This window comes from Azospirillum palustre (assembly GCF_002573965.1).
In the GTDB taxonomy this organism is placed as follows: domain Bacteria; phylum Pseudomonadota; class Alphaproteobacteria; order Azospirillales; family Azospirillaceae; genus Azospirillum; species Azospirillum palustre.
Window position 1 is genome coordinate 467,235 of record NZ_PDKW01000040.1, and the last position, 25,822, is coordinate 493,056.

Annotated in this window: 23 protein-coding genes and 1 riboswitch; of the genes, 12 read left to right on the forward strand and 11 right to left on the reverse strand. The window is 67.9% G+C overall.

What is annotated here, in order from left to right; genetic code table 11:
- Positions 1 to 10 precede the first annotated feature (10 nt).
- Both CRT60_RS11970 and CRT60_RS11975 read left to right on the forward strand, forming a co-directional pair.
- A complete protein-coding gene (locus tag CRT60_RS11970; protein ID WP_098737001.1) occupies positions 11 to 1,099 on the forward strand; it encodes an amino acid ABC transporter permease in 1,089 nt (362 codons plus the stop codon).
- A complete protein-coding gene (locus CRT60_RS11975; protein WP_098736635.1) occupies positions 1,099 to 1,863 on the forward strand; it encodes an amino acid ABC transporter ATP-binding protein in 765 nt (254 codons plus the stop codon). Before CRT60_RS11970 ends, CRT60_RS11975 begins: the two co-directional genes overlap by 1 nt.
- Positions 1,864 to 2,138: 275 nt before the next feature.
- Here CRT60_RS11975 and CRT60_RS11980 read toward each other — a convergent pair whose 3' ends face one another.
- From CRT60_RS11980 to CRT60_RS11990, 3 genes are all read right to left on the reverse strand, one after another.
- A complete protein-coding gene (locus CRT60_RS11980; RefSeq protein ID WP_098736636.1) occupies positions 2,139 to 4,211 on the reverse strand; it encodes a TonB-dependent receptor family protein in 2,073 nt (690 codons plus the stop codon).
- A 114-nt stretch (positions 4,212 to 4,325) separates the two neighbouring features.
- A complete protein-coding gene (locus CRT60_RS11985; RefSeq protein WP_098736637.1) occupies positions 4,326 to 4,871 on the reverse strand; it encodes a DUF2244 domain-containing protein in 546 nt (181 codons plus the stop codon).
- Between the two features lie 71 nt (positions 4,872 to 4,942).
- A complete protein-coding gene (locus tag CRT60_RS11990; RefSeq protein ID WP_244592436.1) occupies positions 4,943 to 5,497 on the reverse strand; it encodes a DUF2946 domain-containing protein in 555 nt (184 codons plus the stop codon).
- A gap of 91 nt (positions 5,498 to 5,588) precedes the next feature.
- Positions 5,589 to 5,837, forward strand: a riboswitch (cobalamin riboswitch).
- Between the two features lie 173 nt (positions 5,838 to 6,010).
- Here CRT60_RS11990 and CRT60_RS11995 point away from each other — a divergent pair.
- From CRT60_RS11995 to CRT60_RS12040, 10 genes are all read left to right on the forward strand, one after another.
- A complete protein-coding gene (locus CRT60_RS11995) occupies positions 6,011 to 6,691 on the forward strand; it encodes an energy-coupling factor ABC transporter permease (RefSeq protein ID WP_098736639.1) in 681 nt (226 codons plus the stop codon).
- 166 nt (positions 6,692 to 6,857) lie between these two features.
- On the forward strand, positions 6,858 to 7,277 hold the full coding sequence (locus CRT60_RS12000; RefSeq protein ID WP_244592437.1) for a DUF2946 family protein: 420 nt from the start codon (positions 6,858 to 6,860) through the stop codon (positions 7,275 to 7,277).
- A gap of 196 nt (positions 7,278 to 7,473) precedes the next feature.
- Positions 7,474 to 9,597 (forward strand): TonB-dependent siderophore receptor, encoded by a 2,124-nt coding sequence (locus tag CRT60_RS12005; RefSeq protein ID WP_098736640.1) that lies wholly within the window; start codon positions 7,474 to 7,476, stop codon positions 9,595 to 9,597.
- Positions 9,598 to 9,757: 160 nt separating this feature from the next.
- Positions 9,758 to 10,180, forward strand: a complete 423-nt coding sequence (locus CRT60_RS12010; RefSeq protein ID WP_244592438.1) for a DUF2946 family protein — start codon at positions 9,758 to 9,760, stop codon at positions 10,178 to 10,180.
- A gap of 281 nt (positions 10,181 to 10,461) precedes the next feature.
- Positions 10,462 to 11,046 (forward strand): DUF2946 family protein, encoded by a 585-nt coding sequence (locus CRT60_RS12015; protein WP_098736642.1) that lies wholly within the window; start codon positions 10,462 to 10,464, stop codon positions 11,044 to 11,046.
- 72 nt (positions 11,047 to 11,118) lie between these two features.
- Positions 11,119 to 11,352, forward strand: a complete 234-nt coding sequence (locus CRT60_RS12020) for a hypothetical protein (protein WP_098736643.1) — start codon at positions 11,119 to 11,121, stop codon at positions 11,350 to 11,352.
- Between the two features lie 17 nt (positions 11,353 to 11,369).
- Entirely contained in the window at positions 11,370 to 12,929 is a 1,560-nt protein-coding gene (locus CRT60_RS12025; RefSeq protein ID WP_098736644.1) for a cytochrome ubiquinol oxidase subunit I, read from the forward strand.
- A 10-nt stretch (positions 12,930 to 12,939) separates the two neighbouring features.
- Entirely contained in the window at positions 12,940 to 14,091 is a 1,152-nt protein-coding gene (gene cydB / locus CRT60_RS12030) for a cytochrome d ubiquinol oxidase subunit II (protein ID WP_098736645.1), read from the forward strand.
- A gap of 29 nt (positions 14,092 to 14,120) precedes the next feature.
- Positions 14,121 to 14,228 carry a cytochrome bd-I oxidase subunit CydX gene (gene cydX, locus CRT60_RS12035; protein WP_098736646.1) on the forward strand — a complete coding sequence of 36 codons (108 nt, stop codon included), beginning with the start codon at positions 14,121 to 14,123 and terminating at the stop codon, positions 14,226 to 14,228.
- 211 nt (positions 14,229 to 14,439) lie between these two features.
- The gene (locus tag CRT60_RS12040) at positions 14,440 to 16,539 is read left to right on the forward strand and encodes a TonB-dependent siderophore receptor (protein ID WP_161958026.1); all 2,100 of its coding nucleotides are present in this window, start codon (positions 14,440 to 14,442) and stop codon (positions 16,537 to 16,539) included.
- Between the two features lie 63 nt (positions 16,540 to 16,602).
- Here CRT60_RS12040 and CRT60_RS12045 read toward each other — a convergent pair whose 3' ends face one another.
- The 8 genes from CRT60_RS12045 to CRT60_RS12080 form a co-directional block, all read right to left on the reverse strand.
- On the reverse strand, positions 16,603 to 17,745 hold the full coding sequence (locus CRT60_RS12045; protein WP_098736648.1) for a methanobactin export MATE transporter MbnM: 1,143 nt from the start codon (positions 17,743 to 17,745) through the stop codon (positions 16,603 to 16,605).
- Positions 17,742 to 18,638: an MbnP family copper-binding protein gene (locus tag CRT60_RS12050; protein WP_098736649.1), complete on the reverse strand. Its 897-nt coding sequence runs from the start codon at positions 18,636 to 18,638 to the stop codon at positions 17,742 to 17,744. The genes CRT60_RS12045 and CRT60_RS12050 overlap by 4 nt, the downstream gene beginning before the upstream one ends.
- Positions 18,639 to 18,681: 43 nt before the next feature.
- The gene (locus CRT60_RS12055) at positions 18,682 to 20,724 is read right to left on the reverse strand and encodes a TonB-dependent hemoglobin/transferrin/lactoferrin family receptor (protein ID WP_098736650.1); all 2,043 of its coding nucleotides are present in this window, start codon (positions 20,722 to 20,724) and stop codon (positions 18,682 to 18,684) included.
- A 294-nt stretch (positions 20,725 to 21,018) separates the two neighbouring features.
- Positions 21,019 to 21,450, reverse strand: a complete 432-nt coding sequence (locus CRT60_RS12060; RefSeq protein ID WP_098736651.1) for a DUF2946 family protein — start codon at positions 21,448 to 21,450, stop codon at positions 21,019 to 21,021.
- Positions 21,451 to 21,629: 179 nt separating this feature from the next.
- Positions 21,630 to 22,739 (reverse strand): YncE family protein, encoded by a 1,110-nt coding sequence (locus CRT60_RS12065; RefSeq protein WP_161958027.1) that lies wholly within the window; start codon positions 22,737 to 22,739, stop codon positions 21,630 to 21,632.
- 137 nt (positions 22,740 to 22,876) lie between these two features.
- Positions 22,877 to 23,362: a copper chaperone PCu(A)C gene (locus tag CRT60_RS12070; RefSeq protein ID WP_098736653.1), complete on the reverse strand. Its 486-nt coding sequence runs from the start codon at positions 23,360 to 23,362 to the stop codon at positions 22,877 to 22,879.
- 25 nt (positions 23,363 to 23,387) lie between these two features.
- Positions 23,388 to 24,011, reverse strand: coding sequence for an SCO family protein (locus CRT60_RS12075; protein WP_098736654.1), 624 nt, complete (start codon positions 24,009 to 24,011; stop codon positions 23,388 to 23,390).
- Positions 24,008 to 25,813, reverse strand: coding sequence for a copper resistance CopC/CopD family protein (locus tag CRT60_RS12080; RefSeq protein WP_161958028.1), 1,806 nt, complete (start codon positions 25,811 to 25,813; stop codon positions 24,008 to 24,010). Before CRT60_RS12080 ends, CRT60_RS12075 begins: the two co-directional genes overlap by 4 nt.
- Positions 25,814 to 25,822: the final 9 nt, after the last annotated feature.

Here is a 25,822-nt window from a genome sequence, read left to right on the forward strand (position 1 = left end):
GTTTCCGATCATGACCATGACGACCGCCATTCCCGCCGCGGCAGCGGACGGACCGCCGAAGCGCCGCCGCACCCCGATCCTGCAAATCCTGTTCGGCGACCTGCTCGCGGCCGGCTTGACCGTGATGACCGGCGCCCTCGTCCTGGCGCTCTTGCCGGCGCTGCGCTGGGGCGTGCTGGATGCCGTGTGGAGTACGGCCGATCCCGGCCGCTGCGGTGCCGGCGGCGCCTGCTGGGCCTTCGTCGCCGCCAAGATCCGCTTCATCCTGTTCGGCGTCTATCCCGCCGACGAGCAGTGGCGGCCGCTGGCCGTGATCGGTCTGGTTCTGGCGATGGTGCTGGTGTCGCTGCCGCCCCGCCATTGGGGGCGCCGCCTGCTGACGGGCTGGGCGGTGGCAATCGGCGCGATGCTGGCGCTGATGTGGGGCGGATTCGCCGGCCTGCCCTTCGTCTCCACCGCCAACTGGGGCGGCCTGCCGGTCACGCTGCTGCTGGCGATCCTCTCGCTGGGGCTGGGGTTTCCGGTCGCCGTCACGCTGGCGCTCGGCCGCCGCTCCAGGGTGCCGGTCCCGCGCTTCCTGTCGGTACTGGTGATCGAGACCATCCGCGGCATGCCGCTGGTCGGGCTGCTCTTCATCTCCTCGATCATGATGCCGCTGCTGCTGCCGGCCGGCTGGTCGGTCGACAAGCTGGGCCGCACGCTCGCCGCCCTGACCATCTTCGCCGCCGCCTACCTGGCGGAGGTGATCCGCGGCGGCCTTCAGGGCGTTCCCGGCGGACAGATGGAGGCGGCCCGCGCGCTCGGCATCCCGGTGTGGAAGGCGGTGTGGCATGTCGTGCTGCCCCAGGCGATCCAGAAGGTCATCCCGCCGCTGACCAACACCGCCATCGTCATGGTCAAGAACACCAGCCTCGTGCTGATCGTCGGCGTCTTCGACATGCTGAGCGCCGCGCGCACCGCAGCCTCCGATCCGGTCTGGCCGGCTCCCTATGCGGAAAGCTACCTGTTCGTGGGGGCGGTCTATTTCCTCATCTGCTTCGCCATCTCGCTCTACGCCCGCTGGCTGGAAGGCCGCGTTCAGGAAAAGGACCTCCGCTGATGACCACCTCTGCTACTGCTCCCGCTGCCACAAGCCCCGCCATCCTGATTGAGGCGGTCGACAAGTGGTACGGCACCTTCCAGGTTCTCGATCAGGTCAGCCTGACGGTTGCGACGGGAGAACGCATCGTCGTCTGCGGCCCGTCGGGGTCCGGCAAATCGACGCTGATCCGCTGCATCAACCGGCTGGAGGAGCATCAGGCCGGCCGCATCGCCGTCAACGGGGTGGAGCTGACCGACAGCGTGCGCAACATCGACGCCGTCCGCCGCGGCGTCGGCATGGTGTTCCAGCACTTCAACCTGTTTCCCCATCTGTCGATCCTCGACAACTGCGCCCTGCCGCAGATGCTGGCGCGCGGCACCCCGCGCCGGGAGGCCGAGGACCGGGCGATGCAACTGCTGCGGCGCGTCCGCATCGCCGAGCAGGCGGCGAAATTCCCCGGCCAGCTTTCCGGGGGGCAACAGCAGCGGGTGGCCATCGCCCGCGCCCTGTGCATGGAGCCGCAGGTGATGCTGTTCGACGAGCCGACCTCGGCGCTCGATCCGGAGATGGTGAAGGAGGTGCTGGAGACCATGGTGTCGCTGGCCGAGGACGGCATGACCATGATCGTGGTGACGCACGAGATGGGCTTCGCCCGCCGCGTCGCCGACCGGGTGGTCTTCATGGATACGGGACGGATCGTCGAATGCGCCGGGCCCGACGAGTTCTTCGACTCCCCGCGCCATGAGCGGACCCGCAGCTTCCTGCATCAGATCCTCCATTGAGGAGGGTATGGGCGAATCACCCTGCCACCGCCGAACTGCTTGATTGAATGGGGCGGCGCGTGGCCGATGTCTTCGGTCTTCCGCAACAGGTGGCTTTCCCGTATGGCTCCCCGCGGACCGCCCGAGGATGGCGATCCGACGACCCGATTGAAGTGACCGGGGAGCATCCGGGCAGGTTCGCGATCCGCCCGCACCGATCCGTGGCAGCAGGATCGCGAACCGGTCAGTAGGCTTTCCTCAGGGAAGCCCCTGCTTCGCTCTCACCGTCACCGCCCTCACCAGGCGAAGCGCAGGCCGGCATAGACGGCGCGGCCATAGCCTGGATTGAACAGGGCCGATCCGGCACTGGCCGTTTCCGCCGTGATAGTGGACGAGATGTAGCGCTTGTCCAGCAGGTTCCGTCCCTCCAGATAGCCGGACAGGCCCGAACCCTGGTCGAAGCCGATCTTGGCGTTCATCAGCCCATACGGATCGACCTTGAGGGTGTTGGCGTTGTCGGCATAGAAGCTCTTCGGCATCCAGTCGACGCTGGGACCTGCATAGAAGCCGCTCGGGTGCTTGTAGAGCAGCTCGGCGCGGGCGGAATGCGGCGGCACGCCGGGCAGGCTGTTGCCATGATAGGTCGCACCGTCGAAGAAGAAGTCGTTGTAGCTATAGGTCAGGTTGAGCCAGGTGCGGTCCTCCCGGGCGGCGAGCGCCTTCAGAACGGCGACGCCGAAGCCCAGTTCCACCCCCTGATGCACCGTCTTGTCCGCATTGCGGACGGTGCAGGTGCTGTAGGGCGACGTGGTGACGCATTGCAGCTCGTTGCGGAGTTCGGAGCGGTAGAGCGCCAGATCCCAGGTGACGTCGGCCCTGCGGCCTCGCGTGCCGATCTCGTAGGTGGTTGCCGTCTGGGCGTTGAGGTTCGAACTCGCCGGGGTCGCGAAACTGTTGGAGTCGAAGGTCGGCACCTCCGCGCTGCGCGAGATGTTGCCGAACACCTGCCAATCCGGATCGACGTCCCACAGAATCCCGACCTTGGGACTCCAGAGATCGTAGGTGCGGCGGCCCGACTGGTCGCCGTCGGTCAGGAACCGGTCGGTGCGATCCCGTACCGCATGGAGAAACTGGACGCCGGCAATCAGGGCGACGTCCGGCAGGACATAGAACGAGTTCTCCGCATAGGCCGAATAGTTCTCGGCCTTGTCCCGCGTCGAGAAAGCCAGCGCACCCTTGACCGCGCCGCTCAGGTTGTTGAACTCCTTGTAATCCATCGTGCCGTTGAGAGCGTTCGCCCCGACGGTCAGGCGGTTCCGGAAACCGCCGACGGTCCGGTCGTCGGTGGCGCTGACGAAGCCGCCATAGTCGTTCACGGTGTAATCGAGATAACGGTAGATCGGATGGTCGACATGGCGTCGGTGGTTGAAGACGCCGAACTCCACCTCGGTGGTGTCGAAACGCAGCGTGGTCTTGTTGGCGATCCGGATCGAATCGATGTTGCGCTGCTGGTCCTGGCGCACGAACTCCGGATCCGCCGACTTCGGCGCGTTCAGCGCTTCGCTCTTGGTCAGTTCTCCGGGAAGGCGTTGCCTCCAGCTGTTCGCGTTCAGATAGAAGCGCGTTTCGACATCCGGTGACAGCCGGTAGCCCAGGTTCACGCTGCCGCGCCCCATATGGCCCTCGCTGTGGTCGCGATAGCCGTCCTCGCGCTGGACCGACAGGTTGGCGAAGTAATCGAAGGCCCCGGAGGCGCCGCCCGTGCTGGACTGCCCCTTCAGGAAACCGAAGCTTCCCGTGTCGATCCGGCCGTCGAACGGCAATGCATCGCGGCCGGTCGGGGTGACGAAATTGACGGCGCCGCCCAGCGCATTGCCGCCGTAGCGCAGGGCGTTGGCGCCCTTGTAGACCTCGACATAGCGGTAGGCGCTCGGATCGATCTCGAACACGTCGAACAGGCCGTCGGACGTGTTGATCGGGATGCCGTCCATAAAGAGGTTCACGCCACGATTGCCGTAGTTGCGCGTCAGCCCCGAACCGCGGATCGACACCCGGTTGTCGATGTTGGACTTGGGCTGCGTCACGACACCCGGCACCCAGCCGAGAACGTCCCTGATCGTGTTCGCCGTACCGTTCTTGAAAGCCGTGTCGGGTACCAGTTCGACAGCGCCGGGAGTCTGCCGGATCCGCTGGTCCGCGTCCTCCGTCGTCGGCACGGTGAGCGATCCGGCGGAGTTTCCCGTCACGGTGACCTGCGGCAGCAGCGTCGGAGATACGGCATCCTGCGCGAACGCCGCCGGCGCCGCGCTCACCATCAGCGCGGTCAGCAGGGCCGGGCGGCAGGTGCGCCGCGGACATGGTCTTGACATCGAGGTTCTCCAGGGTAGCGCAGAAGAGCCGCCGGCTCCGCCCTGCGGTGTCGGTGCGATTGGGATTTTCAGTGGGAGCCGCCGCCGGCGAACCGGCGGATCGGCGCAATGCGATCAGCGCACTGCGGCTGCCGGACCGAGGTGGCGGGCCAGCGCGTTCGCCAGATCCAGCCGCTCGCGGCCGGTCAGGAAGGCGCCGACCGTTTCCGACCGGCCATGGCTGGTCAGGCGCAGGCATGGGCCGCCGGGCTGACCGTGTTCGACGGTCAGCCGCAGCCAGCCGGTCTGCCACTCGCTGGACGTGCACCGCCCTGCCCCGTCGATGCGTTCGACCAGGGTGCGGTCCGGCCAGACGCGGATACGCTCGGACTGCCGCCGGCGCCGTGCATCGCCGATCACCGACCAGAGGGCGAAGGCAAGGACGATCAGGGAATAGAGCGCCATCGGCCACGCCCCGAGGCGCAGCCAGGCGAACAGGGTGATTGCGAAGTAAGCGGTCAGAACGGCAACGAAGATGAGGCGGCCATTGCGGGTGCCGCTGTCATTGGGGGTGGCGACGGCGTCGAACAGCGGTTCGTCCGTCTTCGCCGCGCGAGCGGACGGGACGACGGGGGCGAACACGGGTGCGACGGCCGCTTCCCCGAAACAGGCGTCGGGCATGCGGAAGCTCCGGTCAATCGGTCACGGTGCGGCAATGGCGGGTCTGAAAACCCACCGATGCCGAAGACGGATCAACCGTTGGCCGGCGGCGCCCGGGCTTGAAGGGAGGACAGGAACCATCCGGCGGCGATGCGGCGTCCGGGCAGGAACTCGGGCCCATGCCGGACGTATCCGACGGTCACCGGAAGCAGGCCGAGCGGCGGCATCGCCAGACCGCCGACCAGGGGGCACAAGGGGCAGGAGCCATCGGCGACGCCCGCATCGGAAGGGGCGCCGTCCGGGTCGGCCGGGACGCCGTGATCGTCCAGAGCCACGGTCTTGAACCCGTCCGCCGTACAGATCACGATCCGGTTCGTTTCGGCCTTGGCCGTCGAAATCCAGGCGGGCATCCAGGCCCAGGAAACGATCTGGAACAGCAATGCGACCGCTCCGGCCAAGCAGCCGGTCCGCCACACCCGTCCCCGTCCGTTCCGCTTCAGCAGCATCCCGCTCCGCCGACCTTGAAACCGTGCCCAAGGCACGATGCGGACCACCATAGCCCAGGCGCGATACTCTGGACGAACGCTTTTTATACGAAGTTTCACGTCGGTCACTGCAAAGCGGATCGTCGCCCCGACATCGATCATGGCCCTTTCCAGGAAAGCCGGTCCTCCAGTATTCCGGCCCGGCATTCCTCGAAGACCGGGAGCCGCTCTTGACGGCGGCGGCGGTTCACCCTACCGTGGCGATGGTTATGGTTCCCCGCATCGCCAAGCTGTGGGGCTAAGAGGGAAGCCGGTGCGCCGCCCCCGTCAGGGATCGGTGGCAAGTCCGGCGCTGCCCCCGCAACTGTGAGCGGCGAGCCGCATCGTCCAAATCCGTGTCACTGGCGCCTGGCTCCCCTCGGGAGACCGACCGCGCCGGGAAGGCCGGACGGCGTGGCAACGACCCGCAAGCCAGGAGACCTGCCCTAACCGAACGAAAATCCTCGGGCGGGGTGCCCCGGTGATCGCTTGCCGATGCACGGCCCCGACCGTTCCGCTTTCCGCAAGCCATCCAGCCGGCATACCGCCCCGAAGGATCGGGGAATGACGCGCGCGGCTGCCCCCGCCGCGGCGCTCCCGACTCAATTCAGGGCAGGTTCGGAAAGGGAAAGCGGCATGCATATCGAACCCGGCGTCGTCGACGGCGCCAAGATTCTCCTCAGCTACGCAACGGCGGCGGGCGCCTTCGCCCTTGCCGGGAAAATGGCGCTCGACACCATCCACAGCAACGGCGGGGCCGTTTCGCTGGGACTGCGCAGCCTGATCACCACGGCTCTCGTCTTCTGCTTCTTCGAGGTTCTGCCGCATCATCCGGTGGGCGTGTCGGAGGTCCACCTCATCCTCGGCTCGACCCTGCTTCTGCTGTTCGGGTCTGGTGCCGCCGCCATCGGCCTCGCCGCCGGCCTGCTGATCCAGGGGGTATTCTTCGCTCCCTTCGACCTGCCGCAGTACGGCATGAACGTCACCACGCTGCTGGTGCCGCTGTGGGGCATCAGCCTGCTGGCGAAGCGCATCGTTCCGGCCGCCACCCCCTATGTCGAACTGAAATACTCGCAGGCTCTCGCGCTCTCCACCGCCTATCAGGGCGGCATCGTCGCCTGGGTCGCCTTCTGGGCCATCTACGGCCACGGCTTCACAGCGGAAAACCTCGCGGAGGTCGGCAGCTTCGGCGTCGCCTACATGAGCGTCATCATCATCGAGCCGCTGGCGGACCTGGCAGTCCTTGCCGCCGCCAAGGCGCTGCACCGTTACAGCCAGGGACCACTGTTCAACCAGCGCCTTCACCAGGGCGCCTGACCGGCCTCATCCCACCGGACGGCCGCGGCAGCGCCCGGCCGCCCGGTGTAAAGCCTTCCGGCCTGGATCACCGGCTCTCCGTTGTGGCTTGCCCGGCTTCCGCTTCCGTGCGATGACTTGGCTGCCGCAACCTTCGGCGGTGCCAGCCGTAAGCGACCATCCCACCGTGTTTTTGTCCCGCTCCGTCATGGACCGCGTCCGCCGAACCGGCCTTCTGGCCGGGGCGCTGGCGTTCGTTGTCCAGATGATGGTGTGGAGCGCGACGATGCCGGCGATGGCGCTGGACGGGATGCCGGCGGGGGCGGAAGCCATCGCCATCTGTTCCGCCGATGGCATCAAGACGATCGTCATCGGGTCCGACGGGCAGCCTTCCTCTGACGACGGCTCCGGGTCAACCGGCCCGGTGAAGGATCACTGCCCGCTCTGCCCGACCGTCACCGGTGCAGGGCTTCCGCCGCAGGCGCAGACAGCCGTTCCTGCCGAGACCATGGCGGCGGCAGACGCCCGGGCCCTGCCCGGCGCCGCGATCGCGGCCGGCTGGTTCCTGTCCAGCCTCCAGGCCCGCGCACCGCCGGCCGCCGGCTGAACCGGCACTCCATTTCCCTTTCCGTCCGCATCACGAGCGAAGCCTTCGACACGGCGTGACCGTCACGCCGGCTCCTTCCTGCGCGCTTGCACCATCGCCATGCCGTGATTCCAGGCGGGCGGGACGGCAGCCTGTCGGGAAATGGCTGCTCGACGATCGGATCTGACCCATTCTTTTTGAAAGTGCATTCTCCCTCATGACGCTCTCCCATGGACAGGGCGCGCTCCTGCTGGTCGGTGCCGTGCTTTCGACGGGCACCGTCTCGGCTCAGGACGCTGTGCAATTGGACCCGATCACGCTGTATGCAGGCGATGGCGGCGCTGTCATCGACGGCTATCGGGCCGTCACCACGAGCAGCGCAACCAAGACGGAAACCCCGCTGAAGGAAACGCCGCAATCGGTCGTGGTCGTGACGCCACAGCTGCTGCGCGACCAGGGCGTGACCACCATAGCCGAAGGCCTGAAGAACGTCAGCGGCGCGCAGGGCTCCGCACTTCTGCAAACCCCCGCTTATGAATCGACGATCCTGCGCGGCTTCCAGGCGGAAATCTATCGCGACGGCATCACCAGCTATCTGAACACCGGCGATCCGAATGCGATGGCCGGCATCGAGCGGATCGAAGTGCTGAAAGGCCCGAACGCGATCCTCTACGGCGGCGGCGTGGGCACGCCTCTGGGCGGTGTGGTCAACATCGTCACCAAAAAACCGCAGGACCGCGATTTCGCCACCGTCGGCCTGAGCTATGGCAGCAACGGCTACACGGAGCCGTCCTTCGACATCAACCGGCGCCTGAGCGGGGACGGGACAGTGCTGTTCCGGATGAACGGCAGCTACGTCCGGTCGGGTTCCGACGTCGATCTGATCAAGACCAAACGATACTCCTTCAGCCCATCCTTGACCTTCGGCAACGGAACGGACACCCGGCTGACGGTCGACGGCTACGTCTCGCGGTGGAGCCAGCAGGAGTATCAGGCGCTTCCCGCCTGGGGAACGGTGGCGGGAGATTTCCGCCTGTCGCGCGATCTTTATATCGGCGATCCGGACGTCCCGGACAGCCACACCAGCACCCGCAAGGTAACGGTGACGCTGGACCATGACTTCAACGACGATTGGTCCAGCAAGACACAGTTCCGCTACGGCAGGAACGAGGTGAACCAGACGACCCAGATCATCATCGCCAACGCCCCGGACGCCGGGCGCAGTTCGTGGAACCTGTACAATTCCTTCGTTCCCGGCAGGCAGAGCGAACTCAGCCTTTCGTCCTCGGTGGAAGGACGCCTGACCACCGGCGCGATGGAGCATCGGCTTCTGGTCGGCGCGGACTATTCGCGTATCGGCGACTGGTCGCTGATGTACATGGACATGATGCCGGTCGGCTCGGTCGATCTGCTGACCCCTGGGGCATGGCCGAAATGGGCCATGCCCCAGGGGTTGGCCATGACCGACGGCGACGCCACCTACACGACGGCTGGCGGCTTCGCCCAGCTGCAATCCACGCTCGGAAAGCTCCATCTCCTGGGTGGCCTGCGGCTGGCCTATCTGGGAATGGATTCGGTATCGATCAACTATGCCCGTAGCGACACGCTCAACGAGACGCGGATCCTGCCCCGCATCGGCGCCGTCTATGATCTGACCGACCAGATTTCGGCGTTCGCCAGCTATTCCGAAGGAATGAAGGCCAATCCCTTCACCTTCTACGCCGGCAGCCCCAAACCGGAATATTCCCGTCAGGCCGAAGTCGGCGTCAAGTTCGACAGCGGGACGGGGCTTTCCGGCAGCTTGGCCGTCTTTCGGATCGAGCGCGAGAACGTCCCCGTCACCAACCCGGCCGACCCCTTCATGCTGACCAGCATTCCTGACGGCCAGCAGATGTCGAAGGGCTTCGAGGCCGATCTGGTCTGGCAGCCGTCGGGCCCCTGGAAGCTGATCGCGAACTATGCCTACACCAGGGCCGAACTGACGGCGGACATTCCCAATGGCGCGCCCGCGGGATCGACGCTGCCGGGCGTTCCCCGCCATTCGGGCGGCCTGTGGCTGGACTACGACACCCGCACCGCAGACGGTGAGGGCTGGCGCGTGGGCGGCGGGATCCATGCGGTGTCGTCGGCCAACATCGACCAGATGAACCTCTACAAGACCGCCGGCTATGCCACGATCGACGCGTCGGCCAGCTACACCGGCGATCGGTTCTCGGTCGGGCTCTTCGCCAAGAACCTGACCGACCGCAATTACTTCACGCCGTATTACAGGTATCTTGACGGACGCGCGGCGCGTGGCGAAGGCCGGAAAATCCTTCTCAACGTCACCAAGACCTTCTGAGGAAAAGACAGGCACCGGATGGCGGCGCCGGCCTTGCGGGGCCGGCCCTGCCGGACAGCCCGATGTCCCTTTCCGGAGTAATGACTTGCCCGGATCCGTGTTCCGTGCAATGACTTGACCGTCTCGCCCGATGGCGGCCCCCCAGGAGCAAACGGGTCCCGTGCTTCGTCTACGCCCCCTCATCGACCGCATCCGCCGGGCTGGCCTTATGGCCGGCGCGCTGGCGTTTGTGCTGCAGATGATGGTGTGGAGCATGGTGATGCCGGCGATGGCGCTGGATGGAGCCCCGGCGGGTGCCGAAGCCGTCACCATCTGTTCGGTGGATGGCTTCAAGACGGTGTTCATCGGGTCCGACGGCCAGCCGGTCGCCCCTGAAGACGGCTCCGGCTCCGGCAGTGCCGCGAAGGATCACTGCCCGCTCTGCCCGACCGTCACCGGCGCCGGGCTCCCGCCGCAGGTGCAGACGGCCGGTCCCGCCGAGAGCATGGCGATGGCCGATGCCCGGACCCTGCCCGGCGACGTGATCGCGGCCGGCTGGTTCCTGTCAAGCCTCCAGGCCCGCGCACCGCCTGCCGCCGGCTGAGCCGGCGCTCCCTTCCCTTTCCGTCCGCAATCCTGACGGCGCGTCCACCGCGTGGCATCCCGATGCCGCGGTCCATGGACCTGCCTGGATTTCCCGCGTGACGGTCAGAAAGCCCCGGCATCTCTCCCGCGGTCGCCTGCGGCCCGTCCGAGCAAACCAAGCCTCCTCCGTGCCGGGGATCCGCCATCGTGCGGACTCAATACAAACGGAAAGGATGGCGTGGCCGCCACCTCCCGCTCATTGAACCCATTCGCGCGGCCTTGTCCGCGAAACCATCCGCCATGACCGACGCCCTGCCCTTTCCGGACCGACCGCCGCGCGCCGCCATCGGCCGCGCCGCGCCCGGCCGGCTGCGCAAGGCACGGCTGCGCAACGCATGGCGGGATGGCGGCTCCAGCCTCTTCACACGGCTGCGCATCGGCGCCCTGGCCTGTCTGGCTCTGCTGACCCTGCAAATCCTGGCCGCCGGCCAGCCGCAGCCGTCCGCCGGCTCCGCGTCCGCCGATTTCACACTGCCATTCGCGCAGGACCTGCTCGGCGACCGCATCGTCATCTGCACCTCCGCCGGCCTCGTCGTCATCGACCGGCGGACCGGCGAGCGCATCACCGCCGAAACCGCGCCAGGCCGGCGCAGCGACGGGGCACCCGCCGGCGATGGGCATGACGGCGCCTTCTGCCTGTTCTGCCTGCCGCTGCTGCACGGCAACAGCCAGACTCCGCCCCCCGTCGAATGTCCGGTGCCGGCGTCGCGTCCCGTCCTGTGGCGCCCCATTCCCGCGTCCTCCGCCCCGCTCCCAGGTCGGCCTTCGGGCAGCGCCTGGCCGCGCGGACCACCCCCGTTCCCGCCCCCGTCTCCAGCGATCTGACCGAGCCGCCATCCAGACAGCCGCGCCGGCCCATCGGGCCGAACGCCTTCTCCTTGTCCGAAAGGACCCGACATGAGCATGCGAGGCGACGGCGGAGCATCCGCTCCGCCCTCCGATCCCTGCCGCCCGGCGGCCCGGTCACGCTTCTTCCCCTCCCCGCTCTCCCGCACCATCACGGCGACCCTGCTGGTCAAGCTGTGCGTGGTCGTGGCGATGCGGATGTTCCTGTTCGACGGCGCGCACCGCCCGGTCGTCGATGCGTCCGCCATGGACCGCCATCTGACGCTGTCGGCGCCGCCGCGTTGAGGATTCGAAGACCCGCGATGTTCGATCTCGATCCGATGAGCCTGTCACGCCTGCAATTCGGCATGACGGCGCTCTACCATTTCCTGTTCGTGCCCCTGACGCTGGGGCTGTCCTTCCTACTGGCCATCATGGAAAGCGTCCATGTCATGACCGGCCGGCCGATCTGGCGCGACATGACCCGGTTCTGGGGCAAGCTGTTCGGCATCAACTTCGCCATGGGGGTGGCCACCGGCATCACCATGGAGTTCCAGTTCGGCACCAACTGGGCCTATTACAGCCACTATGTCGGCGACATCTTCGGCGCCCCGCTGGCCATCGAAGGGCTGATGGCCTTCTTCCTGGAATCCAGCTTCGTCGGGCTGTTCTTCTTCGGGTGGAACCGGCTGTCGAAACTCGGCCACCTGACAGTGACCTGGCTGGTCGCCATCGGCTCCAACCTGTCGGCTCTGTGGATCCTGATCGCCAACGGCTGGATGCAGAATCCGGTCGGTGCCGAATTCAATCCCGACACCATGCGGATGGAACTGGCCTCCTTCTGGGACCTGCTGTTCAACCCGGTGGCGCAGGCGAAATTCGTCCACACCGTCAGCGCCGGCTACGTCACCGGTTCGGTCTTCGTGCTGTCGGTCAGCGCCTGGTATCTGCTGCGCGGCCGGCACCGGGCCTTCGCCACCCGCTCGATGATCGTCGCCTCGGCCTTCGGACTGGCCGCCGCCCTGTCGGCCGCCGTGCTGGGCGACGAGAGCGGATACACCCTCGGCGAGCACCAGAAGGTCAAGCTGGCCGCCATCGAAGCGATGTGGGAGACCGAACCGGCCCCGGCCGGCTTCACCCTGTTCGCCATCCCAGACCAGCAGGCGCGGGAGAACCATGCCGCGGTGACCGTTCCCTGGGCGCTGGGGCTGATCGCCACCCGCTCGGCCAACACGGTGCTGCCGGGCATCGACGATCTGGTCCGGCGGGCGGAGGCCCGCATCCGCAACGGCCTGGTCGCCTATGACGCGCTGGAGCGGCTGCGCGCCGACCGCGGCGACATCGAGGCCCGTGCCACGCTCGCAGCACGGGCCGACGACCTGGGACATGCCCTGCTGCTGAAGCGCTATGTGGCCGATCCGCGGACGGCGGACGATGCCACCATCGCGCGGGCGGCCAACGACGTGATCCCCGCCGTCCCGCCGCTGTTCTGGAGCTTCCGCATTATGGTGGGGCTGGGCTTCTTCTTCATCGGCCTGTTCGCCGTCGCCTTCTGGCGTTCCTGCCGCCGTGACTTCGACCATCCGCTGTTCCTGAAAATCTGCGTCTGGTCGCTGCCGCTGCCCTGGCTGGCGGCGGAACTGGGCTGGGTCGTGGCCGAATATGGCCGCCAGCCCTGGGCCATCGACGGCGTGCTGCCGACCTTCCTCGCCTCCTCGGCGCTGTCGGCCGGACAGGTGCTGTTCTCGCTGACCGGATTCGTCCTGTTCTACACCTCGCTGCTGATCGTCGACGTGATCCTGATGCGCAAATACATCCGCATCGGCCCGGCGGACGCCCTGCGGCCTCCCTCCGCCGCCGCGCAGCCCATCCCCGCCGCCTGAGGATCCGACCATGGAAACCCTGTTCGATTACGAGCATCTCCGCCTGATCTGGTGGCTGTTCCTGGGCGTGCTGCTGATCGGCTTCGCCGTGATGGACGGCTTCGACCTCGGGGTCGCCGCGCTGCTGCCGCTGGTCGCCCGCACCGACGTTGAGCGGCGCGTCGCCATCAACAGCATCGGCCCGGTGTGGGACGGCAATCAGGTCTGGCTGATCCTGGGGGCGGGCGCCATCTTCGCCGCCTGGCCGGCGATCTATGCCGCCGCCTTCTCCGGCTTCTACATCGCGCTGTTCCTGGTGCTGGTCACGCTGATCCTGCGCCCGGTCGGGTTCGAGTTCCGCAACAAGTTCGCCGATTCCCGCTGGCGCGGCTTCTGGGACGCCGCACTGGTGGCGGGCGGGGTGGTGCCGTCGCTGGTGTTCGGCGTCGCCTTCGGCAACCTGCTGCAAGGGGTGCCCTTCCGCATCGACGGCGACATGCGCGTGTTCTACGAGGGCGGCGGGCTGCTGGAACTGCTCAACCCCTTCGGCCTGCTGGCCGGGTTGGTATCCCTTGCCATGCTGACGACCCATGGCGCCGTCTATCTCGCCCTGAAGACCGACGGTCCGGTCAGGCAACGCGCCGCCGTCTATGTCCGCGCCGGCGCACCGGTCACCATCCTGCTGTTCCTGCTCGCCGGGCTGTGGGTCGCGCTGGGGCTGCCCGGCTACGCCCTGGTCGGGACCGTGGTGACCGACGGGCCGTCCAACCCGCTGTTCAAGCAGGTGGAGCTGCGGCCGGGCGGATGGCTCGCCAACTATGCCGCCCATCCCTGGATGGTCGCGGCGCCGATCCTGGGCGTGCTCGGCCCGGCGGGCGCCCTCATCGCCACCCTGAAGGACAGGCCGGGCGCCGCCTTCATCGCCAGCGCCACCGGCATCGCCGGCATCGTCGCAACGGCGGGGGTCAGCATGTTCCCGATGCTGATGCCCTCCAGCCTCGTCCCGTCGGCCAGCCTGACGGTGTGGGACGCCTCCTCCAGCCACCGCACGCTGCTGGTGATGCTGGTGGCTACGCTGATCTTCCTGCCGCTGATCCTGGCCTACACCAGCCTGATCTTCCGCGTCCTGCGCGGACGGGTCGGGCCGGCGGACATCCAGCGCAACCCCTCCGGCCTCTATTGAGCCGTCCCCAACAAAGGAGAACATCGGCCATGTGGTATTTCGCCTGGGTCCTCGGCGTCGGCTTCGCCTGTGCCTGCGGCATCCTGAACGCCGTCTGGCACGAACATCACCTGCCGGCCACCGACACGGTGGACTGAGCATCCGCCGGCCGCAGGGCCGAACCTTCCTGCGGCCGGCCCCCTCAACCGGGCCGCCGCACGCCGATCCCAATCACGGCCCCGTCCCATCGAAGCTGGCCGCGCATGCACCGGCATTTCCCCCCACATCTCCCAATCGGATCGTTTCAGAATGCAGTGCGATCAGTCCGCGATTGTTCCCTTGCGCCGCGTCATGCTTGCCGGTGTCTCCATGGCGACCCTGCTGGTCGTCGCCCATGCGCAGGCGGCCGAACCCCCGGTATCCTTGCCGGAAATCTCCGTCACCGGCGAAACGCTCAACGCCGAGACCGAAGGCACCGGATCCTACACCAGCCCGGCGGCGACCCTGTTCGGCAAGCTGCCCGCAGCGGTCAAGGAGATCCCCGGCTCCGTCTCGGTCATCACCCGGCAGGTGATGGACGACTGGAACATGATCACGCTCCAGGACGCCCTGTCCCAGGCCACCGGCGTCACCGCGATTCCGAACGACGGCACCCAGGCCCAGTACAACAGCCGGTCCTACGGCATGAACGTCATGTTCAACGGCATCCCGTCCTACAACGCGCTCAGCGGATCGCAGCAGTTCGATCTGTCGGTCTATGACCGCATCGAAATCCTGCGCGGCACCGCCGGCATGCTGACCGGAACGGACCCCAACCCCGGCGGCACCGTCAACCTCGTCGCCAAACGGGCGCGCAAGGCTTTCGGCGCCAGCGCCACCGCCTCCTACGGTTCCTGGGCCAACACGCGCGGCGTCGCCGACGTGACCGGCCCGCTCAACGCCGACGGATCGCTGCGCGGCCGTGCCGTCATATCCAGCCAGCACAACAATTACTTCTACGATCACGCCAGCGGCGACCGGAAGCTGGCCTACGGCACGCTGGAGTACGACGTCACGCCGGACACCACCCTGTCGGTCACCGCCATCGTCCAGCAGGACCGGGCCTCGCCTTTCTACGGCATCCCCGTCTACAGCAATCTGGTCATCCCGAACACGCCGCGCTCCTTCAACCCTGTCGCTCCCTGGGCCAAGAACCATACCGACAGCTACGAGCAGGACATCGGCCTGGAACACCGCTTCGACAATGGCTGGGTCGCCAAGGCCCAGGCGCGCTGGTGGGAGCGCAAGTTCCGCTTCAACGACGGCTATGCGTCTTCCTCCATCAACCCGGCGACCGACACGATCAGCTATTCGAAACGGGACAGCACCTACAACTACGTCCGCCAGAACCTCGACATGTATGTCGGCGGCCCCTTCACGCTGTTCGGCCTGACCCACAATGCGGTGGTCGGCTACAACCGCGAGCGTTACCTGTCCAACAATGCCGGCGGCACCGCTCCGGTGCTGACCAGCATTCCGCTGTTCGGGATCGAAAGCTCCAGGGCCTGGGAGGAACCGGCCATCGCCGCGACCAGCGGCGGCAAGAGCGAAACCTTCCAGGAGGGCGGCTATGGTCAGCTGCGGCTGAAGATCGCCGAACCGCTGACGCTGGTCGGCGGCGGGCGGCTCGCGTACTTCACCACCAAGAGCCGCAGCATTCCGCCCTCCCGCCCCACCGGCTGGGTCCAGGGCGCCCGTCGCGACGGCGAGTTCGTGCCGTATGGCGGCGTCATCGTCGATGCGACCAAGGAGGTCGCGCTCTACGCCAGCGTTGCCCAGATCTTCATCCCGCAGACCACCACCGATCATACCGGCCGGACGCTGGATCCGCGCTACGGCACCCAGTACGAGACCGGCGTCAAGGGAGCCTTCCTCGATGGACGGCTCAACGCCTCCCTCGCCGTCTTCCAGATCGAGGACACCAACCGCGCTTTTGCGGACGCGGCGCACCCCGGCTATTACCTGCAGATGGGCGAGGTCCGCTCGCGCGGCGTCGATGCCGAAGTGACGGGAAGCCCGCTGCCCGGCGTCGAACTGACCGCCGGCTACAGCTACCTGTTCAACACCTATGTGAAGGACGCGACCAGCCAGGGCATGAATTTCAGCAACTGGTTCCCCAAGCACAGCGTCAAGCTGCTGGCCATGCACCGCATCCAGGACGGGCCGCTGGAAGGCTTCAACTATGGGGCCGGCGTCACGGCGGTCACCCGCACCGGCGGCAACGGCAGCAACGCGGCGCTGGTCCAGGATGCCTACGCTCTGGTCAACGCCCAGATCGGCTACGCATTCAGCAAGACCCTGTCGGTTTCGCTGACCGGCAACAACCTGTTCGACGAGAAATACTTCGCCGCTCTCGGACGGTCCACCAACACCTACAACACCTACGGCACGCCGCGAAACGTCATGCTGGCCCTGACCGCCAGGATGTGATGCGCCCGGAGGCCCGGCCGCCGCAACGGACGGCCGGGCTTTCCTCTCTCCGTCACCTGTTCGTCACCTCAGCGCCTGCCAGGGATCGGACCAGCGCGGATCGGTCAGCAGGGTCTCGTCGGTCAGCGCTCCCAGGAAGGCCAGCAGGTCGCGCTTTTCCTGCGGCGTCAGCCCGATGCGGGAAATCAGGCCGCTCTTGTGCGGGTTGAGGCGGCCGTCGCCTTTCTGCGGCCCCGAGCGCACCGCCCGGCCGCCATCGGAATAGGCGTTGATCACCGCCGCCAGCGTGGCAATGCTGCCGTCATGCATGTAGGGGGCGGTCACCGCCACGTTGCGCAGGCTGGGTGCGCGGAAGGCCCCCATATCCTCCGGCCTTGCGGTGAACTCGAACAGGCCGCGGTTGGGGAAGGGATAGGCCCCGGCGCGGTCCAGATTGTAGAGGCCGGTGTTGTGGAACGGCGTCTCCACCTCCCGGCTGCGGGCATGGACGACCTGATCGTTGAAGTTGAAGCTGCCATGGCAATGGTGGCATTCGGCCCGCTCGCCGAAGAACAGGGTCATGCCCCTCGTCTCCGCCTCGCTCAGGCTCGCCTTGCCCTGGAGATAGCGGTCATAGCGGCTGTCCACCGAGACGATGCTGCGCTGGAAGGCCGCGATGGCCTTGATGACCGCCGCCATGCTCAGCGGCTCCGCCTCCTCGGGAAAGGACTGGCGGAACATTGGCGGATAGGCGGGGTCGGCGCGCAGCCGACCCAGAATCTCCGCCCGGTTGGCGTCGGTCACGCCCATCTCGACGGGGTCGTCGCCGAACAGCGGGACCTCCATCTGCCGCTCCAGCGACACCAGCGCCGGGTTCGCCCAGGTGTAGGTGGCGTTCCAGGCGCTGTTGGCCAGAGGCTGGGCGTTCCGGTGGGTCAGCCCGCCGGTCGATCCCGGCGACAGCGCCCGCCCGTCCGTGAAGGCCTTCGCCTGGATGTGGCAGGAGGCGCAGGCGACGGTCCCGTTGCCGGACAGGCGGGTGTCGTAGAACAGCCGCCTGCCCAGCTCGACCTTCGCCGCCGACATCGGGTTGTCGGCGGGCACGCGCGGCTCCGGCACATGGCCCGGCAGGGACCATGTCCAATCCGCCGCCAGGACCGGCGCCGCCGCCCCCAATCCAAGCACGGCGACGCCCGCGGCCAGGATGCGCCGGAACCGGCCGGTCATGGCTTGGCGACCGGTTTGGCAACCACCACGAAGGCCGGAGAGGTGCCGGGCGTCACCGGCCGCCCGCTCTCCAGCGACAGGCCGAGTTGCCGGAACACCGGGCCGCATTCCGGGTCGGTCGGGCCGCTCATGCAGCCGACCGCCCCGCCGCGGTCCCGGCCCAGCGCGCTGCCGTCGAACAGCGACGACAGGTCGAGCGCCACCGCCTGCGTCGCCGGGTCGAAGGCGGCGACGGTCACCGGCAGACGGTTGGCGTTGGTGCAGGACACGCTTTCCCCGTCCGCCGGGTTGCCGGTGCAGCCGTTGGAGCCGAGATGGACATACCAGGTCCGGGCCTTCGCCCCGGCGGACTTGGCGACCCCGCCGTTCGGATCGACCTCGACCTTCATGAATTTGCGGCCGGCCTGCCAGCTCCATCCCATGGCGGCGATGTCCAGCGGCGGGGCCGCCTTTTCGGTGCTGCTGTGGTTCAGGGCGGGCGGCACGCCGACGGTAAAGGACAGCCCGGCATAGCGGCCGGCTGGCACACTGCCCGTGACCGTAGCGTTGGTCGCCCGCGTGCCGCCGGCGCATCCGCCCGTACCGTCCTCGAAATCGAGCAGGGCGACCGATGCCGTCTGCCAGTCATTCCGTTCCAGCGCCAGCGGAACCGCCTGCCCTGCCGCATCGATCAGGGCGACGTCCTCCACGTAGAAGCGCGCATCGTGCAGGGTCGCCGGGGTGCCGCCCGACCCGAGCGGGCCGAGCGGTTCGCCGCAGCGTGCCGGCTTGCCGTTGGCCGTCAGGGCGAACGTCACCGTGACCGGCATGCTGTCCGGTGCCGGCGTGGTGGTGGAACAGGCCGCAAGGCCGAGGATCGCAAGGCCGGCAAAAGCGGCGCGCTGAACAGTCATCGGGGAAACTCCTCGTTCGGGATAAGGCAGGATGGTGACCGGGTCAGAAGCGCGCGCTCAGCGTCAGGTTGACGCTGCGGCCTTCCTCGTAGGTGTAGGTCGTCGTCTGCGACTGCTGGTAGGTGGCGTAAGCCTTGTCGAACAGGTTGGTGACGCCGAGATCGACCCGGTACCAATCGCGGCCGTAGGTCGCGCCGATGTCGTGCAGCCCGTAGCCGTCGCGCCGTCGCAACGCCGTCGCATCGCGGTGCTGCTCGTCGACGAACTGGCCGGTCCACCAGACGGCCCAACCATTTTCGAAGCGGTAGCGGGTGCCGACCGTGACCTTGTCGGGCGGGGCGAACAGCCCGGCGCCGGTCGAGGCGTCCTTCGCCCGCAGATGCGAATAGCCGATGCCGAGGTCAAGGCCGCCGGCGGTGTAGCTGGCAACCAGCTCGCCGCCGCGGCGCTCCGCCTTGGCGACGTTCTGGTTCTGGAAGATCAGGCCGGTGCCGGAAAAGGGCGCGGCGCGGGTGTAGCGGCCGACAGTGGCCGAGGTGATCATGTCCTCCACCGTCTCGGTGAAAATGGTGGTCTTCAGCCGCATCGCGTCGCCGCCGGTCAACACGTCGTCGAAGGCCAGCGTGAAGCCCGCCTCCTTGGTCCGGCTGGTCTCCGGCTTCAGGCCCGGATTGGGCCGGAAGTTGAAGAGGGCGCGGGTGGTGCCGAGATTCTGGTAGGTCTCGCCCAGCGTCGGCGCACGGAACGCCTCCGAATAGCCGACGAACAGGCCGAGGAAGGGCTGGACCTGCCATTTCAGGGCGATTTTGGGCGACAGGCGCTGGTTGTCGGACGACGCCTGTCCCACCGGCTCCAGGCGGTAGCGGTCGTGCCGGATGGCGCCGGTCAGCGTCCAGTCCTCGGCGATGGTCACCTCGTCCTGCAGGAACAGGCCCTGCGAGATCTGCTCGCCATCCGGCTGGACTGCGTTGGCGACGCCGCCGTCGCGGTTGCGGGCGCGGTCGCGGTAGGCGTCGACGCCGTAGGTGATCCGGTGGCGCAGCCACGGCGCCATCTCGATGTGGGTGCTGTTCTGCAACGCGACGCCGGCGGTCGCCATCTCGATGTCGGTGGCCGTCACCCCGGCGGTGTAGGGCGTCGTCGCGAAGCGCAGCTTGGTGTAATAGGCGGTGGCGCTGCCGTCGATCCACTTCCGGCCGTCATCGTGGAAGGCGTAGCTGCCGGTGAACTGGTCCTGGCGCCGCTTCAGCCTCTGCAACAGGCCGAAGGCGTCGCTGCCGCCGGGATTGCTGGGCGTGACCAGAGTGTCGGCGAATTTCTGATAGGAAAGCTGGACCCGGTTGCCCTCGTTCAGCGTCGCGCCGACCTTGAACAGTCCGCTTTTCAGCTGCTCGTCGTTGGTCAGCCCGTTCCCCTCGCCGGTGCGGATGCGTCCGGCGTCGCGCAGGGTGGCGCTGCCCAGGATGTCCAAACCGCCGCTGCGCGCGGCGCCGGTCAGGTTGGTCGAAACGCTGTGGTCGGCGCTGCGGAAGCCGATCTTCGCCCGGCCTCCGGCCGTCCGGCCGGGAGCGAGGATGTCGTCGGCCTCCAGAGTGCGCAAGGCCATGACGCCGCCGATGCCGCCACTGCCGTAGAGCGCCGATTCGGAGCCGCGCACGATGTCGATCTGCTGCACCATGTCCGGGTCGATCAGCAGCGGCGTGCGGATGTTGTCGGCGTAATTGCGCCGGGCGCCATCGACGGACAGGATGACGCGCGGTCCTTGCAGGCCGCGGATCGTCGGAATCTGGCCGGCCGGGCGCGCGCCGCCGCCGAGATCGACGCCGGGAACCTTGCGCAGGACCGACAGGTTCGAGGCCTGGTCGTCGTCCAGCTGCTCACGGGTGATGACGGACACCGATGCCGGCACGTCGAAACTGTTATTCTCGCTGCGCGTCGCCGTGACGGTGACGGCTTCCAACTGGAAGGCGCCCGCCTGTGCCGCTGGGCTCTGCTGCTGGGCGACGGCAGTGACGGGACAGGCGATGGCGAGCAGGCCGGGCACGATGAGGCAGGACGCGCGCAGGCGCACCGAAAGGGTCGTCACGAATTGCGATCCTTGAAGACTGGCGGTTTATTGGAAAAGCGGCATGGATCGCCGGTCCACAGGCGGTGGAACCCGGCGGCGTCACGTCGCGATTACGTCACCGATGCACCCCGCGAGCGGGCTTCGAGCCGTCTGCCCGGTCGGCCGGTCACGCCCAAAAGATCCGCTCGCGCCAAAGGCGTTCGAGCGGCCGGGGCGGTTCCGGACGGTTCGGCGATGGACAGGCTCTGTGCGTTCGCTGTCAGGCCGGCCCGGCCGGATCGTTCCGGCAACCGGGCGGCCGCAAGGGGCGCCTTACCCCAGCGACGGGGGAGCCCTGGCCTGGAGGGTGGCGAGGAACCAGCCGGTTGCGATCTGGTTTCCCGGCAACGCAGTCGGGCCATGACGCTCGACATCCGACGGCATGACGACCGCCTGCACGGGAAGCACCCCCAATCCGCCGATCAACGGACACAGCGGACACTGGCCTTCGGCCTTGCTTGCAGGCGCTTTTTCCGTCGGCAACGCAGACGGCTGAAGCTCCGCGACCAGGCCGTCATCGTCCAGCGCCACGACCTTCACACCGTCCGGTGTGCAGATGGCCGCAAACTGGGTGGAGTTCCCACCGCCGGGCGCACTCCATGCCGGCATCCACGCCCAGGCGAACAACTGCACGATCAGTGCGACGGCCGCAGCCAACAGGCCGTGCCGTGCAATTCGCCGCATCCTGTCCGGGGTTGTCGCCATGTCCGGCTTCACGTCGCGGGGCCTGCCAAAATCGCCGTCGTCAAATCGCTATCGTCCGTTGCGGAGTAATACCATGTCCATTGTGGGTATGGCGAGGTCTATCAACCGTTTTGCAGCCGATACACGGTTCAAACCGGTGGTGCCGCGCGAACCGCCGGTCCCCGTGTGGTTTCCGCCCGTCAATGGCAGAAGCCGCTGTCAAGTGCAGGAACGACGGCGACCGGTCCGCCGATGTCCGTCTCGACGATCCGGATAACAGACGGTCGCAGCAGATCCACGACCGCGATCCGCCCGCCATCGTCGAGTGCTACATAGAATTTGGTTCCGTCCGCCGAAGGGGCTCCGGCCTTGGGCATTCCCGGCAGGTCGAGAACGGCGAGATTGCGACGGTCCCGGAGATCGACGGTCTGGATCGACCGCGACACCGCGCTCAGGCCGACGAAGACGCTTTGCAGAACGCCCAGTCCGAAGCCGCTGACCGGCGCCGTCAAAGGCAAGCGCCCGCTTTCCCGGTAGGTCCAGGTCGACAGGACCGACAAGGCCCGCCCCTCATCGACGGGAATCAGAACGAACTGGTTGTCCGGGCTCGGAAAAGGCCGCCCGAGCGGCGCCGGCAGGACGAGCCGCACGGTCCTGGTCAGCGTCCGCAGGTCGAACAGCGACAGCACGCCGCGCTCGCCCTGAACGACGATGGCGAGATCGCCACCGGGTGTTGCGGCGAGGTGGGTGACCGGACCATCGGATTCCATGATGCCCAGGCCTGGTCCCGACCGCCCGGTCCTGCCGTCGATCAGCGCGACCGAACTGCCGTGGGCGACCATCAGCCGCCCTCCCGCCTCGAAAGACATCGCCCCAAGACCGGAAAGGCCCTCGACGACCATGGCCGAGGCGCCGGGCCGGACCAGTTCCACAGCGCCCGCCGCCGGATCGGCCACTGCCACGGTCCGGCCGTCCGGCGCCATTTCAAGGAGAGTTGGGGAAACCGTGGTTGGATACTCGGCCACGACGGTACCGGTCACGGTATCGAACACGGTCAAGCGATGTCCGGTGCCGCTGGCGACGAGCAGCTTCGCGCCACGATCGAGGGCGGCGACGGGCCCAGGCAAGGCGGACAGGCGGATGCGCGAAACGACCGCATCGGTTCCGCTGTCGATCACCGCGATGTCGGAAGCAGAAGGCGATACGACGAACAGGAAGCTGGAAGGATCGGACGCAGCCGCACTTCCGCCGGACGGAAGGACCGACAGCGCCAGAAACATGACGGCAACGGATACGACACTCCACTGCAACAGGCCACCTCCCCTCGGCAAGGACCATGCTGCAATCCTGCGCCCGCGGAGATGGAACCGGAAACGCGACGACGGAGTGACCGCCACCCCGAAAGGGGAGGCGCCGGCCGACAGCCGGCCGGCGCCCCTGCCCAGTCTCAGTGGGACTTGTGGGTATCCCCCATGCCTTCATGTGCCGGTGCCGCAGCCCCGGCGCCTTGAACGTCGACCTGGACGGTGACCGGACCGGCCTTCTCGAAGGTCAGGGTCAGCGGGAAGGCCTTTCCCTTGACCAGCGGCTGCTTCAGACCGAGCAGCATGATGTGCAGACCGCCGGGCTGAAGCGCCGTCGGGGACCCGGGCGTCACCTCGATGGCATCGACCGGGCGCATCTTCATGACGCCATTGTCCATCAGGTGCGTGTGCAGTTCCGCCTTCTCCGCGACCGGGGTGGCGGCGGACACCAGCCGGTCGCTCTCCTTGCCCGTTCCGTTCAGAACCAGATAGGCGGCCCCGTTCTGGGCGGACGGCGCGGTGGCGCGGGCCCAGGGGTGTTCGATCTCCACGGAACCGGCCTTGTAGCCATGGGCCAGCGCAGTGCCGGCGGCGAACATCATCAGGGCCGCGAGTGTCGGAATACGCATGATCGTCGTGTCCTTCTAACGAGGGTCAGGATTTCAGTCGGGTACGGATGATGCCGGCGAGTTCCGCCGGCTTGGTGCCCGGCGGCACGACACCGGCAACGGCGCCGGTGCGGTCCGTCAGGTAGACGAAGGCCGAGTGATCCATCAGATAGTCGTCCGCCCCGCCGTCCTTCGCTTCGATCCGCGCATGATAGACGCGGAACGCCGCCGCCATCGCCGTGACCTGATCGGGGGTTCCGGTCAGGCCGAGGATGCGGGAATCGAACAGGGCGGTGTATTCGGCAAGCGCGGCGGGCGTGTCGCGTTGCGGATCGATGCTGATGAACAGCGGCTGGATCTGCGACGCGTCGGCGCCCAGCAGGTCGAGTGTCTCGGCGATGGCCTGGAGTTCGGTCGGACAGATGTCCGGGCAATAACGGTAGCCGAAGAACATCACCTGCAGTTTGCCGGGGAAGCTCCGGTCGGTACGCGGTTGGCCGGTCTGATCGGTCAGCGTCCAGGGACCGCCGAGCTTGGTCAGCGCTTCCGCCGCGACCCCGTGGCCGCTGCCGACTCGCTGGATCTGCCAGCCGACCAGTCCGGCCAGCGCAACGATGGCCAGCGCGCCAAGACTCCAAAAGAACCCGCGTCCGATCTTGTTCGGCGTCACGGCTTGACCTCCTTCGATTGGTCTTCGGGTAGGACGGGCACGTCCGTCCGGAATGTCGCAGGCCCGGTCTCCCCACCCCGGACCTCCAGCAGCAACGACCAGCGCCCAGCCATCGGCAGGTCGACATCGCCGGCACCGAACACGCCGGCCGCCGAAGCCGTCAGAGAACGGCGGACCGGCGCCAAACCCGCAGCCGGCAGGCTCCATTGCAGGTCGGCGCCGGCCGGATCGACCGGGCGGCCGTCGGAACGGGACAGGCGCACGGTCACCCGGTTGGGGCCGGGACGGGCCGGTATCACCTCGATCAGGGCGACGAGGTCACCCCGGCCAATGGATGTCGCGTATCCGGCATCGCGAGCCGGCACGACGTCCGCCATGGCCTCGGTCGCCGGTCCCGCCGGAGCGGTGACGGCGCGCGGCGGCGGCGTCAACGCGAAGGCGGCGGTGACGACAAGCACGGCGATGACGACGGCCGCTTCGGCCCGAATCGTCCGCCGCAACGCCACCGCTCCCCTGCCGCCTGCAATGCCGAGAGCCGGCGTCAGCCAGAACCGGTTGCAGGCGGCCAACGCAAGCAGGATGCCGACGGCCGCCATCTTTGCCAGCCAGAGCCAGCCATAACCCGTCGCCAGCACCGCCGCCGGCTGTTCGATCTGCAGGAGGCCGATCTGCAGGACGCTCAGCAGCGCACCGGCAGCGACGAGGAGTGCCACGGCCCCGAGCGCCAGCCGGGAAAACCGCTGGATCAGGCGCGCTGCCTCACCGGCCGGTTCGGTCCGCAATGCGACGGCCAGCGGCCAGAGGGAGCCGACCCAGAACGCCGCCATCAGCCCGTGCAGCGCCACCAGCGGAGCGCTCAGCCACCGCGGCGGCGCCGTCGCGGCGTGACCGGTAAGCGCCAGCGACACGGCACCGATCATCGCGCCGGACAGGAGCAGGGCGGGACCGGCAGCGTGATCCGCCTCCAGGGCCAGCCCGACCGCGACGGCCAGCAGGGCGAGCAGCGCCACTGCCGCGCTGACGCCGGCCGAGCTGGTCCATCCCGTCGTCCATCCCTGCGCCCAGATGGCCGGAGACAGGAGCGTGTCCGGCGCCGAGCCGTTCAGAACGATGCCGTTCAGAACGACGAGCAGGACAGCCGACAGTCCTGCCGTCAACAGGATCAGCCCCAGCCCTGGCCGCAGCCGCCGGTTCAACGGCGACCAGCGCCCCGAGACGAGCACCAGGAACAGGCCGCCGCCGGTCGCAGCGAGCAAAGCGCCAAAATGCAGCGCCCGCACCGCGACCGCGGCAAGGGCCGGCGCCGGCGCCCCCGCCGGTCCTGCCTCCGCCCTGTCGGCCACCTCCTCGGCCGGCGGTGTGACCCCGACACCGAACAGCAGCGTGCCGGCCGCCGGATGTCCGTCCGCCGACGTCACGCGGTAGCTGACGGTGTAGAGGCCGGTTGGAACGGGAGTCGGCAGCGCAAGCCGGACGCTGCCGCCCGGCCCCGTCACCGGCTTTTCCCCGGCGACCGGGCGGCCTGCCGCATCGAGCAGCTGCACAAGGATCGGCGTGACCGGTTCGTTGAAGGTCAACCGGATCTCGGACGGCGCGGACTCCAGACGGCTGCTGTCCGCCGGTTCGGTATCCGTCAGAAAGGCATGAGCGGCTGCCTCCCCGCCCACCGCCGCGGCGGACAGGACGGTCGCCAGAACGAACAGGACCGCGCGGGTGAATCGCCACGCCGCCCGGGAGAGACCGGATACGGCCGCCGTTCCCCGTGCAAGCGTGCCGGCGGCCGGTGCGTGCAGGTATGTCATGGCATCTCC

Bases quoted from the DNA above. Each gene is read 5' to 3' on its own strand.
- CRT60_RS11990 (WP_244592436.1), bottom strand. From the start codon at position 5,497: ATGATCGATGTCGGGGCGACGATCCGCTTTGCAGTGACCGACGTGAAA.
- cydX (WP_098736646.1), top strand. From the start codon at position 14,121: ATGTGGTATTTCGCCTGGGTCCTCGGCGTCGGCTTCGCCTGTGCCTGC.
- CRT60_RS11980 (WP_098736636.1), bottom strand. From the start codon at position 4,211: ATGTCAAGACCATGTCCGCGGCGCACCTGCCGCCCGGCCCTGCTGACC.
- CRT60_RS12005 (WP_098736640.1), top strand. From the start codon at position 7,474: ATGACGCTCTCCCATGGACAGGGCGCGCTCCTGCTGGTCGGTGCCGTG.
- CRT60_RS12070 (WP_098736653.1), bottom strand. From the start codon at position 23,362: ATGCGTATTCCGACACTCGCGGCCCTGATGATGTTCGCCGCCGGCACT.
- CRT60_RS11995 (WP_098736639.1), top strand. From the start codon at position 6,011: ATGCATATCGAACCCGGCGTCGTCGACGGCGCCAAGATTCTCCTCAGC.
- CRT60_RS12025 (WP_098736644.1), top strand. From the start codon at position 11,370: ATGTTCGATCTCGATCCGATGAGCCTGTCACGCCTGCAATTCGGCATG.
- CRT60_RS11975 (WP_098736635.1), top strand. From the start codon at position 1,099: ATGACCACCTCTGCTACTGCTCCCGCTGCCACAAGCCCCGCCATCCTG.
- CRT60_RS12020 (WP_098736643.1), top strand. From the start codon at position 11,119: ATGAGCATGCGAGGCGACGGCGGAGCATCCGCTCCGCCCTCCGATCCC.
- CRT60_RS11970 (WP_098737001.1), top strand. From the start codon at position 11: ATGACCATGACGACCGCCATTCCCGCCGCGGCAGCGGACGGACCGCCG.
- CRT60_RS12060 (WP_098736651.1), bottom strand. From the start codon at position 21,450: ATGGCGACAACCCCGGACAGGATGCGGCGAATTGCACGGCACGGCCTG.
- cydB (WP_098736645.1), top strand. From the start codon at position 12,940: ATGGAAACCCTGTTCGATTACGAGCATCTCCGCCTGATCTGGTGGCTG.
- CRT60_RS12050 (WP_098736649.1), bottom strand. From the start codon at position 18,638: ATGACTGTTCAGCGCGCCGCTTTTGCCGGCCTTGCGATCCTCGGCCTT.
- CRT60_RS12045 (WP_098736648.1), bottom strand. From the start codon at position 17,745: ATGACCGGCCGGTTCCGGCGCATCCTGGCCGCGGGCGTCGCCGTGCTT.
- CRT60_RS12015 (WP_098736642.1), top strand. From the start codon at position 10,462: ATGACCGACGCCCTGCCCTTTCCGGACCGACCGCCGCGCGCCGCCATC.
- CRT60_RS12040 (WP_161958026.1), top strand. From the start codon at position 14,440: ATGGCGACCCTGCTGGTCGTCGCCCATGCGCAGGCGGCCGAACCCCCG.
- CRT60_RS12080 (WP_161958028.1), bottom strand. From the start codon at position 25,813: ATGACATACCTGCACGCACCGGCCGCCGGCACGCTTGCACGGGGAACG.
- CRT60_RS11985 (WP_098736637.1), bottom strand. From the start codon at position 4,871: ATGCCCGACGCCTGTTTCGGGGAAGCGGCCGTCGCACCCGTGTTCGCC.